General features: G+C 62.8%; 9 protein-coding genes. 6 read left to right on the top strand and 3 right to left on the bottom strand.

The features are described 5' to 3' along the window. Positions 1-10: 10 nt before the first annotated feature. On the bottom strand, positions 11-811 hold the full coding sequence (locus tag KRZ98_RS21515; protein WP_217675341.1) for a fumarylacetoacetate hydrolase family protein: 801 nt from the start codon (positions 809-811) through the stop codon (positions 11-13). 115 nt (positions 812-926) lie between these two features. Here KRZ98_RS21515 and KRZ98_RS21510 point away from each other — a divergent pair, with 115 nt between their 5' ends. From KRZ98_RS21510 to KRZ98_RS21490, 5 genes are all read left to right on the top strand, one after another. Continuing rightward, positions 927-1979, top strand: a complete 1053-nt coding sequence (locus KRZ98_RS21510) for a LacI family DNA-binding transcriptional regulator (protein WP_006966901.1) — start codon at positions 927-929, stop codon at positions 1977-1979. 68 nt (positions 1980-2047) lie between these two features. After that, positions 2048-2887 (top strand): 5-dehydro-4-deoxy-D-glucuronate isomerase, encoded by an 840-nt coding sequence (gene kduI, locus KRZ98_RS21505; RefSeq protein ID WP_037492390.1) that lies wholly within the window; start codon positions 2048-2050, stop codon positions 2885-2887. A 107-nt stretch (positions 2888-2994) separates the two neighbouring features. After that, entirely contained in the window at positions 2995-3750 is a 756-nt protein-coding gene (gene kduD / locus KRZ98_RS21500) for a 2-dehydro-3-deoxy-D-gluconate 5-dehydrogenase KduD (RefSeq protein ID WP_217675255.1), read from the top strand. Position 3751: 1 nt separating this feature from the next. Continuing rightward, a complete protein-coding gene (locus tag KRZ98_RS21495; protein ID WP_217675254.1) occupies positions 3752-5293 on the top strand; it encodes a carboxylesterase/lipase family protein in 1542 nt (513 codons plus the stop codon). A gap of 330 nt (positions 5294-5623) precedes the next feature. After that, the gene (locus KRZ98_RS21490; RefSeq protein WP_217675253.1) at positions 5624-6025 is read left to right on the top strand and encodes a hypothetical protein; all 402 of its coding nucleotides are present in this window, start codon (positions 5624-5626) and stop codon (positions 6023-6025) included. 374 nt (positions 6026-6399) lie between these two features. Here KRZ98_RS21490 and KRZ98_RS21485 read toward each other — a convergent pair whose 3' ends face one another. Together KRZ98_RS21485 and KRZ98_RS21480 are read right to left on the bottom strand one after the other, a co-directional pair. Then, positions 6400-6825 (bottom strand): cupin domain-containing protein, encoded by a 426-nt coding sequence (locus KRZ98_RS21485; RefSeq protein ID WP_217675252.1) that lies wholly within the window; start codon positions 6823-6825, stop codon positions 6400-6402. Then, a complete protein-coding gene (locus KRZ98_RS21480) occupies positions 6822-8255 on the bottom strand; it encodes a polysaccharide lyase family 1 protein (protein WP_254798762.1) in 1434 nt (477 codons plus the stop codon). The genes KRZ98_RS21485 and KRZ98_RS21480 overlap by 4 nt, the downstream gene beginning before the upstream one ends. 465 nt (positions 8256-8720) lie before the next feature. On the opposite strand from KRZ98_RS21480, the gene KRZ98_RS21475 reads away from it, so the two are divergent. Continuing rightward, positions 8721-11495 carry a TonB-dependent receptor gene (locus KRZ98_RS21475; RefSeq protein ID WP_254798784.1) on the top strand — a complete coding sequence of 925 codons (2775 nt, stop codon included), beginning with the start codon at positions 8721-8723 and terminating at the stop codon, positions 11493-11495. The last annotated feature ends 113 nt before the right edge of the window (positions 11496-11608 follow it).

Genomic DNA, 11608 nt, shown 5'->3' with positions numbered 1-11608 from the left:
GCCGCTTGTTTCAGCGCGGCTCTTGTGCGGCAATTGTGCAGTGAAGCACACCCAGCGGACCGAAATCGGCCTCCACCTTCTGGCCCGGCGACACCGGATGGACACCCGATACCGCACCGGTCGAAATCCACCAGCCTGCCTCGATCGCGATCCCGCGAGCGATCAGATTTTCGAGCAAGAACTGCACTGACCCAATGGCACCCAGCGCGAAGGCGGCGGCGGTGCCACTGCCGACCGGATCACCGTCGATGCGGGTCGTCACCGTTTGATCGGCATAGGTGCCGCTGCGCCAGTCGGGCACGGCGGGGCCGATCAGCAGGCCGTTATTATTGCCAAAGTCAGAGATAGTCACCGCCGGGCCATGGGCGTTGATTCCGGCAAAGGGCGAACTCGCGATTTCGATGCCGATATGGACTGCGTCGATATGGTCGGCCGCTTCCTCCAGGGTGAAATGCGTCTTTCCAGCGGCCGGTATCGTGCCGATGCGGAAGAGGAATTCCGCTTCGACCGCGCCGAAGCCTTCGGCAAAGACCAATCCCTGAGATCGCAGATCAGCGTTGAATACGGTCGAGGCGAAGATCGGGCCAGCCAGCCTGTTGCAGCCATAACGATCTGCCAGATCGCCCAATATGCGGCCGACTTTCCAGCCAGCGACCGCCTCTGTCATGCGCGCCAGAGCCGCATCCTGAACGATATAGGCCTCACCCAGCGTCGCAGGCATTGGGCCAGGATAGTCGGCAAGTCCCTGTGCGGACTGTCGTGCCGCCAGAAAGCGCTCTGCGGTTACTTCGGCCGGGCTGCTGGCGCTCACTGCGAAATCCTTTCCATCCTCGTTATGTCCGTCGGTAATGGAAACCGGTGTCATTGACAAGCCGGATCGCGGACAGATGCGCTGGCGGGGCGCGTAAACTGCGCTATAAGGTGCCATGGCAAAGCAGAAACAGGATGAGGGTCAGGCGCCCAAGCTGACGATCAACGACATTGCCCGCATGGCGGACGTGTCGAAAAAGACGGTCAGCCGGGTCATCAACCGCTCGCCGCTGCTGAACCGCGAAACCCGCGACAAGGTGGAGGCGATCATCCGGGAAACCGGCTATGTCCCCAATCCGCAGGCGCGGGCGCTGGCATTGGGGCGTAACTTCCTGATCGGGCTGGTCTATGACAATCCCAACGCGCAGATGATCCTGTCGATGCAGCGCGGCATATTGGAAGCGTTGCACGGCACTGAATTTGAACTGGTGATTCGCCCCGTCGATCGGGGATCGAACCTGGTGATGGACGATATTCGCGGCTTCGTGACGCGCCAGCGGCTGTTCGGTGTCGTACTGCTGCCGCCGATGTCGGAAAATGACGCACTGGCGCGGATGCTGGACGAGCAGGGCTGTCGTTATGTGCGGATGGGGTCGGCGGTGCTGGATGATCCTGAACATATGGTGGCGTCCAACGACAAGGAAGCAGTGGCCGATGCGGTGCGCTACTTGATCGCGCAGGGACATCGGCGGATCGGCCTGATCGCAGGACCACATGGTTTCCGATCGGCACAGGAGCGGCGGGAGGGTTTTGAACAGGCGCTGGCGGAAGCCGGGATCAGCCTGCCGCGCAGCCTGATCGCCGATGGCCAATATACGTTCGAATCGGGTCTGTCCGCGTCGGAAAGCCTGTTCGACCTGACGCCGCGTCCGACTGCAATCTTCGCCAGCAATGACGAAATGGCGGCTGGCGTGCTATATGCTGCGCGGATGCGGGGCATTGCAGTGCCGGAAGAATTGTCGATCATCGGCTTCGATGACACGCCGCTCACGACGCGCGTCTGGCCACCGCTGAGCACCGTGCGCTGGCCGATCGTCGCCATGGGACGGGCGGCTGCGCTCAAACTGATCGGCACGGCGATTGGCGAAGGGTCGGAGGTCAACGAACCGTCAATGTTCAGTTCGACATTGATCCGTCGCGCATCGGTTGCACCGCCCGCCATATCCTGATAGGCGATGCTTCATGACACCGGTGTCCAATGGGACATCTATATCGGATGAAGGACGAGGGGCTGACCATGTTCGACAAGACCTATTACGCGACCCACCCGGACATGATGGAGTGCGTCAGCAATGATGAGCTGCGCGATCGTTATTTGATCGGCGGCCTGTTCCGCGATGGCGAGTGCGTGCTCAACTACACTCATGCCGAACGCTTCGTCATCGGCGGGGTCGCGGTGGTCGATGCGCCGGTGTTGCTGCCCGCCCAGACCGAACCTGCGTCTGCCGCGGGTCATCCCTTTCTAGAACGGCGCGAGCTGGCGATTGTCAATGTGTCGGGCGTTACCGGCACGGTGACCGTCGATGGCGAATCCTTCACGCTGGGCAACAAGGATTGCCTCTACGTCACCATGGGGGCGAAGGACGTGCAGTTCGCTGGCGCAGGCGCGCGCTATTATCTCGCCTCCTGCCCGGCGCACAAGGCGTTCACGACACGCCTGATTTCGCTCGCCGACGCAACCACGCTAGAACGCGGCAGCCTGGAGGAATCAAACGAACGCACCATCTATCAGTTGGTCATCCCCGGCATTTGCGAGAGCGCGCAGCTGGTCATGGGCCTCACCGTGCTCAAGCCCGGCTCGGTGTGGAACACCATGCCCCCGCATATTCATGAGCGGCGCAGCGAGATTTATTTCTATTTCGAGCTGGATGGACCTTCGGATCGCGTCTTTCACTATATGGGCGAAGGCGACGCGATGCGGCACATCGTCATGGCGAACGAGGAGGCGGTGATCTCGCCCCCCTGGTCGATCCATATGGGGAGCGGCACGAAGGCCTATGCCTTCATCTGGGCGATGGCGGGCGAAAATCAGGATTATACGGACATGAACGTGCTGGACATCTGCCAGCTGGCCTGAATCTCCCCTCCCTTCAGGGAGGGGTCGGGGGAGGGCATGTCCGCAAAGCCCGGTCCCGACAGCCCCTCCCCTAACCCCTCCCTGAAGGGAGGGGGACAGGAATCCCCATGACCAACCCCTTCGACCTCACTGGAAAAGTCGCCATCGTCACCGGCGCGAACACCGGCATCGGCCAGGCCATCGCGCTGTCGCTGGCACAGGCAGGTGCGGACATCGCCGCTGTAGGTCGCACACCTGCGCTGGAGACCGTGCAGAAGGCCCGCGCCTTGGGTCGCCGGGCAGAGATTGTTTCGGCTGACCTGTCGTCCATCGAACCGGTCCAGCGCGTCGTCGACGAAACCATCGCCACACTCGGCGGCTTCCATATCCTGGTCAACAATGCCGGGATCATCCGTAGAGCTGACAGCGTCGACTTTACCGAGGCGGACTGGGACGCGGTGATCGACACCAATCTCAAGGTGCTGTTCTTCCTCAGCCAGGCCGCCGGTCGCCACATGATCGCGCAAGGGCATGGCAAGATCATCAACATCGCGTCCTTGCTGTCCTTCCAGGGCGGCGTCCGCGTGCCGAGCTATACTGCGTCCAAGAGCGGCGTTGCGGGCCTGACCAAACTGCTGGCCAATGAATGGGCGGCCAAGGGCGTCAACGTCAACGCCATCGCACCCGGCTATATCGCCACCAACAACACCGCCGCGCTGCAAGCCGACGAGACCCGCAACCGCCAGATTCAGGAACGCATCCCCGCAGGCCGCTGGGGCGACGCATCCGACATTGGCGGAGCCGCCGTGTTCCTCGCGTCCAGCGCCGCCAACTACATTCACGGCCACACCCTCGCCGTCGATGGCGGGTGGCTGGCGCGGTAGGATGGCCGGCGTGGACCGCCGCCACTTTGTTGCGGGGGCCATCGGCCTGAGCGCTGCGCCCGTTTTCGCTGCGCGCCCTGATCCGGTCGTTGCAACGACCAAGGGGCGGATCAGGGGCAGGCGGGAGGCAGGGCTGCATGTGTTTCGCGGCGTCCGCTATGGGCAGGACACGGCGCAGCGCCGCTTCCAGCCACCGCGGGCGCCTGAACCCTGGCGCGGGATAGTCGATGCGACCGCCTTTGCGCCATCCTGTCCGCAGCGGGCGATGCAGGCGGGGACGAGCGAGGATTGCCTGTTCCTCAATATCTGGACGCCGGGGACAGAGCCTTCCGCCAAGCGTCCGGTGATGCTCTATATCCACGGCGGGGCTTACGCCAATGGCAGCGTGGTCGATCCGCTGAATGACGGGCGGCATCTGGCGGCGGCGGGCGATGTCGTCGTGGTGACGGTCAACCATCGCCTGAATGCGCTGGGTTATCTCTATCTCGCGCGGCTCGATCCGCGCTTTGCCGATAGTGGCAATGCCGGGCAACTGGACCTGATACTGGCGCTGCGCTGGGTGCGGGACAATATCGCCGTGCTCGGGGGCGATCCGGACAATGTGACCGTCTTTGGCCAGTCGGGCGGCGGGGCGAAGATCGCGACGATGATGGCGATGCCCGCCGCCAAGGGGCTGTTCCACCGCGCGATCACGATGAGCGGGCAGCAGGTGACGGCCAGCGGACCGATCAATGCGTCGCGACGGACGGCGGCCTATCTCGACCGGCTGGGGGTGAAGCCCGATGCGCTGGCACCGTTGCTGACGATGCCGGTCGCGCGGTTGATCGAGGGGCTCGAGGCAACCGATCCGATCCTGGGCGGGGGCGTCTATATGGGACCCGTGCTGGATATGCGGTCGCTGGACCGGCATCCCTTCTGGCCCGATGCCGCGCCGCAGGGCAATCCGATCCCGATGATGCTGGGCAACACGCTGGACGAGACGCGGGCCTTTATCGACCCGGAAGGGCCGCTGGTGCGGGGGCTGGACTGGGGCAATCTGGCGGCGCGGATGGCGGGGGAGCTGCGGATCGACCTGTCGCCCGAATGGATCGTGGCGCGGTATCGCACGCGCTTTCCCAACTGGTCGGCGGAGCGGATTTTCTATGCCGCGACCACGGCGGGGCGGAGCTGGCCAGGGCAGGTGATCGAGGCGGAGGCGCGGGCGCGGGCCGATGCGCCGACCTGGGTGTATCAGGTCGATTTCCAGTCACCGACCCAGCCCAAGCGGGGTGCGCCGCACACGATGGACATTGCGCTGGCGTTCGGGACGCTGGATGCGCCGGGGTCTTTTACCGGGACCGGCGCGGGCGCGCGGGCGGCATCGGCGGCGATGATGACGCGCTTTGTCCAATTTGCGCGGGCCGGACGGGCGGATTGGCCGCAATATCGGCTGGATCGACGGGCGACGATGATCTTTGATACAACAAGCCGGGTGGAAGATGATCCGCGTGGCTGGGAACGGATGCTGTTTGCGCGGGCGCCCTATATTCAGCCGGGGAGCTGATTAAACAAGGGCTTAGGGTCACGCGGAGGCGCGGGGACGCGGAGGGGATGGGGCGCGGAACTTCGCTAACTTCGCCCATGTCGCTTATGGAGATTTGGGGCGAAGTTTTGCGTCGGCGCGCGCGGGAAGTGCGGAGCCGGGGGAGGGGTGTGGACGATGGGAAGGAGCCGGGCTGCGGTATAGCAGGGGGTGGGGGTGTAGGACAGTGGGATGGGGCAAGGGTGGAATGGCGGTTGTGAGCGCCATTCGTAAACGGCCAAACTTCGACAGTGGACAACAATCCTAGGCAGTCGACTTGCGGACATTTAGCGCAGGTGTAAGTTCCATTCCATGACACTACCGAGAAAAGCCCGATCGAGCGGATGCCTGCGTATCGGGCTGCCGATCATTATTTTAACAGCGCTCGGTATATATAGCGCTTTCCCGCACCCTACCCATGATCAGGCCAATTTGAAGGCGATAGCAGCCGAATCCCAGAGTTTGATGGCGGCGCATCCAATCAGCGCTCACGGACAATCTACTGACATTCCGAAAGATCAATGGCCGCCTGCAATCGCCGAATTGGAACCGTATTCCGTTACTGTTTACTATGGCTCGTTGCACATCGGCACGAGACCATTTTTCGATGGAGGCTGGGGATATGGCTTTGCTCCTGACAAACGAAATCTTGGATGGCTTTCTGATTGTTGGTCGGAGTTGAACTACGGCCTGTTTTGGCACGGCCCCTGCTAACTGAAACTGTCTGTTGTTGGTTATCCAAATGTCGGCCTTTGATGTTTCCGCTAAAAGCAGAACGTCGCATAACAACCCATTCCGTCATGCCGGGCTTGACCCGGCATCCATTGGCGCGAGGGTAGTGGGTCGCTTGAGCGCTGAGTGTCTGGACCCCGGATCAAGTCCGGGGTGACGGTGGTGGGTGGGACTGTTTGGGCGGCTTGATTGTGGGCGGCGACGTTTATGCGCGCAATGTAGCAAGGCGTTTGGCGAGAGATGGGTCCCCGCCTGCGCGGGGACGACGGGGGTTTGGGGGATTTGGCTAGGATCTTTTTCCCCACATATCTGTGCCGAAATGAACGGTGTGGGCGGGGGGCAGAAGATCGCGTGCGCTACTTTGCCTTTTCGCCAACTGTTTGCTTCACCGGATAGCTGATAATCAGCGCCAGCGGTTCCTTGCCGGTCTGGCGGATGCCGACCACTGCGCCGTCGTAGAGATAGGCGGCCATGCCGGGGGTGAGGCTTTGGGTTTTGCCGTCCGATGTCACGTCGCCGGTGCCGGAGAGGACATAATAGACTTCGTCATGGGCGATGGGGTGGAGGCCGATGGCGGAGCCGACATGGAGGATGCGTTTGCGGAACTCCATGGTGCGGGGCTGGGGGGCGGCGTCGCTGATGCGGTAGGCGGTGCTGAGACCGATCTTGCCGTGGGGGGTCGCTTCTTCGCGGCGGACGCTCTGTTCGTCGATCACGGCCATGGGCGGCGCGGGTGACGCTGCGACAGCGGTTGCTGCGAGGAGGAGGGGGGCGAAGATCATTTCGTTTCTCCTGATTGCGCGCGCGGTGCCGGACTTTGGCGCATCATCTTGTCGCGGTCCGACAGATGTTCGGCGATCTCGCCAGTCTGCCCGGGATAGCGGCCCGATTTCGGTTCCATCGTGTCGAGGTTCCAGTCGGCCGCGACGAAGGGCGCGCGGGTTTGAGCCATTTTCGGATAGCCGCCGACCTGCCGCTCATCATCGATGATTTCGCCGCGTCCTTCGGCGACGAAGAAGAGGACGCGCAGATCGTCGGCGTCGCGATCCCATGGGCGGGCGCCGGCATGGGCGAGGACATGGGTTTCCACGTCGCGCACGGGCAGCAGCTGGGTGCCGGGCCACCAGATCGGCGGGGTGGCGAGTTCGTTGATTTTTGCGCGGGTTTCGCCGTAGCGGCCGAACATCGGCAGGGCGACGCCGAAGCGGTCGACCGCGATATTGTCCTTGCCATGATAGTCCAGATCGCCGTCGCCGCCCAGCGTCAGGAAAGGCATGCCCGGTGCGGTCGATACGCCGCCGCGCAACACGTTGCCGACCGCTGAGAGTTTGCCGGTCTGGTAGGGATGATCGCCCCATTCGAGCGCCATGAGGTTGTAATGGACCGCGCGTTCGCCCGGATCATAGAGGATATTATTGACCATCTGGACCTGCGCGCCGCCTTTCAGCAGCGGGTTGCGTTCCTTGTTATGGGCATAGACGTTGCGGTAGATCAGTATCTCGCTCGCATTGTCGTGGATCAGCGTCCCCTTGCTATGTTCGCCCTTGGGATGGCTGGCGTCAGCGAGGCCTTCGGCGGCGATATTATAGGAGAAGGTGATGGCGTGACTGGTGCCCTTTCGCCAGTCGTCCGGGGTCTTGCCGGTGAAGCGGGGGCCGGAGGCGGACATATTCTCGTCAATCGCCCAGGTGAAGCTGCAATGGTCGATCACGACATTGTGCGCCGCGACGGTGGAAAGGGAGTCGGCTTCCCAACCGCTCATCTTGGCTTGGCCATCGACCCCGGTGCGGATGCGGATATGGCGGATCACCACGTCATGGGTGGCGATGTCGATGCCGGACTTGATGAGGGTGATGCCGGGGGAGGGGGCGGTCTGCCCCGCGATGGTGACGAAGGGTTCGGTGATTTTCAGCGTCTGGCGGGCCATGTCGATGATACCGCCAACCTCGAACACGATGATGCGTGGGCCTTTGGCCTCCAGCGCGGCCTTGAAGCTGCCGGGACCGTCGGGGGCGAGGGTGGTGACGCGCAGGATGCGGCCGCCCCGGCCGCCGGGCGTGGTCGCGGCCCAACCGACCGCGCCGGGGAAGGCGGTTTGGGCGGTAATCGCCTGGCGCGGCTTGGATTGGGCGGCGGCGGGCTGGACGGTCGCCAACTGGGCCATCGCGACGCCGAGCAGTAACCAAAGGGGGCGGGACCGGGGGGCAGGCATGATCATGGTTCCTCTCTTTGGCCATGGGTGTGCCATTGCATGCCATCTGTCGCAAGTCTCTTGTGACACCGGTGTCCGGCAATCCTTCCCGCCCCTACCCCCATGGGCGATATAATGGGCGAGCAGCTAGGCGAAAATTGCGACGACTGTGGCAATGCGGCCATCATCCAACAATAATCGTCCCCCCTATATTGACAGCCGGAAACACGGCGCGCATTTATGGCTTCGGTTATGACACCGGTTTCCAGTGTCGCCAACGGACCAGCAACAGCTGGCGGCGGCACGGGCAGGAGAGGGCGCAAGCGAGACGATTCGCCCCTGATCCTGCCGATAGACCATGCCCCGTTCGCCGATAGGGCCGGACGGGTATCGACAACAGGGAAGGAGCGGAACGTGCAGATTCGGAAGGGCAATAATCAGGGCGGCGTGCAGCGCTGGCTGGCCGGGGCGAGCGTCGCGGCGATCATGCTGGCGATGCCGACGGCGGTGCTGGCGCAGGATGTGCCGCAAGGTCCGGCACAAAGTGCGGACGAGGGCGATGTTGCCGACATTGTCGTCACCGGTTTCCGCCAGTCGCTGGGCGCGGCGATCAACCTGAAGCGCCAGTCGGTCGGATCGGTCGATGCGATCGTGGCGGAAGATATTGCGAAATTTCCCGATCAGAATCTGGCGGAATCGTTGCAGCGTATTCCGGGCATCTCGATCCAGCGCGACGGCGGCGAAGGCCGGGCGATCACGGTGCGCGGTCTGGGCGCGCAATTTACCCGTGTGCGCGTGAACGGCATGGAAACCGTTGCGACCTCGACCGATGGCGCCAGCGCCAACCGCGACCGCGCGTTCGATTTCAACGTGTTCGCGTCCGAACTGTTCAGCTCGCTGGTGGTCCACAAGACCGCCGAAGCCTCGCTCGACGAAGGATCGCTGGGCGCGGTGGTGGATCTGAACACCGGCAATCCGCTTGCCGGGAAGGATGGCTTCACTTTCGTCGGATCGGCGACGGGTTCCTATAATGACCTCAGCAAAAAATGGGGGCCGCGCGCCGCCGGTTTGCTGTCGTGGAAATCGCCCGACGGGCAATGGGGCGTGGCGCTGTCTGCGGCCTATTCCAAGCTCGATACGCTCCAGATGGGCAATAATACGGTGCGCTGGTCGCAGGCGCGGTTCGACAGTGTCGATGGCGTCAACTGCTTCACCGCGCCCAATAGCGGCGGCACCTATGTGCCGAGCGCCGGTTGCGACAGGGCAGCGCTGGCCTTCCACCCGCGTATTCCGCGCTATGGCGAAATTGCGCAGGAGCGTGAGCGTCTGGGCGTGACCGGGTCGATCCAGTGGTCGCCTTCGGACGCGACCAAGGTTTCGATCGATGGCCTGTTCTCCCGCTTCCGCGAGACGCGCGAGGAGAAATGGGGCGAAGTGCTGTTGCGGTCGAACGAGCGCTCGATCAATGTCGTGAACCCGGTTTACGACAGCAACAACAACCTGATTTCCGCGACGCTGAACGACGCCTGGGTGCGGACCGAACATTATCTGCGCAAGTCGCAGACGAAATTCTACCAGTTGGGCGGCAGCTGGGATCAGGATGTTGGCGATAGTTTCCGCTTCACCCTGCTCGGCGGTTTTTCCAAGTCGGATGCGTCCATCCCGGTCGAAACCACATTGGTGTTCGATGACCGCGATGCGCAGGGCTATCAGTACGACTATAGCAATATGAAGCGCCCGGTGCTGACATTCGGCACCAGCGTCACCGATCCCGCCAATTTCCAGCTGGCCGAAATCCGCGACCGGCCGTCGTCGACCATCAACAAGTTCCGCACGATGCAGTTGCGCACCGAATGGGACGTGACGGAAGGGTTCACGGTCAAGGCGGGTGCGGTCTATCGCCGTTTCTCCTTCGATACGGCAGGCTTTAGCCGCGATACGGTGGTGTGCGGCAATGGCGGCGTGGACCGGGTGCTGGGGACGCTGGCCTGTTCGCCGACGTCGGCCTTTGGTCCGAGCGCGGTCTATGGCTTCCCTGTGACGGCGGCGCTGGCGGAGATGTTTACGCTCAAGGGTGCGGATGCCCCAGCGGGAACAACGACGCAATGGCTGGTGCCCAATCTGGCGGCGGGTACGGACTTTACCAACCTGTATGATCGCACCGCTGCGATCGACGCGGGCAATACGCGCGGCGTGGTGGAAAAAACGACCGGCGGTTATCTCCAGTTCGACGCCAAGGGCGATATTTTCGGGCTGGAATATGCGGCCAATGCGGGCATCCGCTACGTCAAGACCGATCAGAGTTCGACCGGCCTCAATAATGGTACGCTGGTTGGCGTGTCGCGATCCTATGAGGACTGGTTGCCAGCGATGAACATCGCCTTCTTCCCGCATCCCGACTTTGTGGTGCGCGCGTCGGCGGCCGATGTGATGACGCGGCCATCGCTGGGTAATCTGACGCCGGGTGGATCGGTCGACGGGTTCAATTACCGGGTCAATTTCGGTAATCCAAACCTCAACCCGTTCCGCGCGACCGCTTATGACCTGGCACTGGAATGGTATTTCGCGCCGCAGTCCATCGCATCGGTCGCGGTGTTCAAGAAGGATGTGCAGAGCTTCCCGATTGGCCAGACGATCAACGGGACATTCGCGTCCACTGGCCTGCCGCTGTCGGTCATCCCGCCAAGTTCGCCTGCCGCCGGCCAGCCCGAACGGGCCGAAGGCTGGGCGATCGGTACGATCGTCAACGGCAGCGGGGCAAGCCTGAAGGGCATCGAATTGTCGGTGCAGGCGCCCTTCACCTTCCTGCCCGGTTTCCTGTCGCATTTTGGCGGGATCGTGAATGCGACCTTCGTGCAATCGAGCGCCGATTATACGGTGTCGGGTCCGGCGGTGGTGCCGGGCGGCGGCAATATTGCAGCGGTCCGCAGCGCAACCCTGTTCGGCCTGTCCAAGCGCGCCTTCAACGGAACACTCTATTATGAGGATGAGAAGTTCAGCGCGCGTGTGTCGGCCAGCTATCGCAGCGGCTATATCGACCAGAATAGCGGCACCGGCAACGTGTTCGAGGGCTATAACAGCACGATCAACGTCGATGCGTCGATGCGCTACAAGCTGACCGACTGGATCGAGCTGTCGCTGGAGGGCATCAACCTGACCGATGAATATCGCGATCGTTACACCGATCTGGATGCCAATCGCAATTATGAGCAACTGCATTACGGGCGCACGTTCCAGGTGGGCGCGCGGTTCAAGATGTAAGGCTCATGGCCGGGCCGCCTCTGCACGGGCGGCCCGGTTTTTCTGTTGTTGAAGGAGGAGGGCTGTCGTTCGGTCGACAGGGTGACAACCCTCCGTCTGGCCTTCGGCCATCC

Origin of the sequence: Sphingobium sp. AS12, from assembly GCF_019097845.1 — a bacterium.
GTDB lineage: Bacteria > Pseudomonadota > Alphaproteobacteria > Sphingomonadales > Sphingomonadaceae > Sphingobium.
Note: the sequence above shows the minus strand (reverse complement) of the source record. Positions and strands in the feature narration are given on the sequence as shown.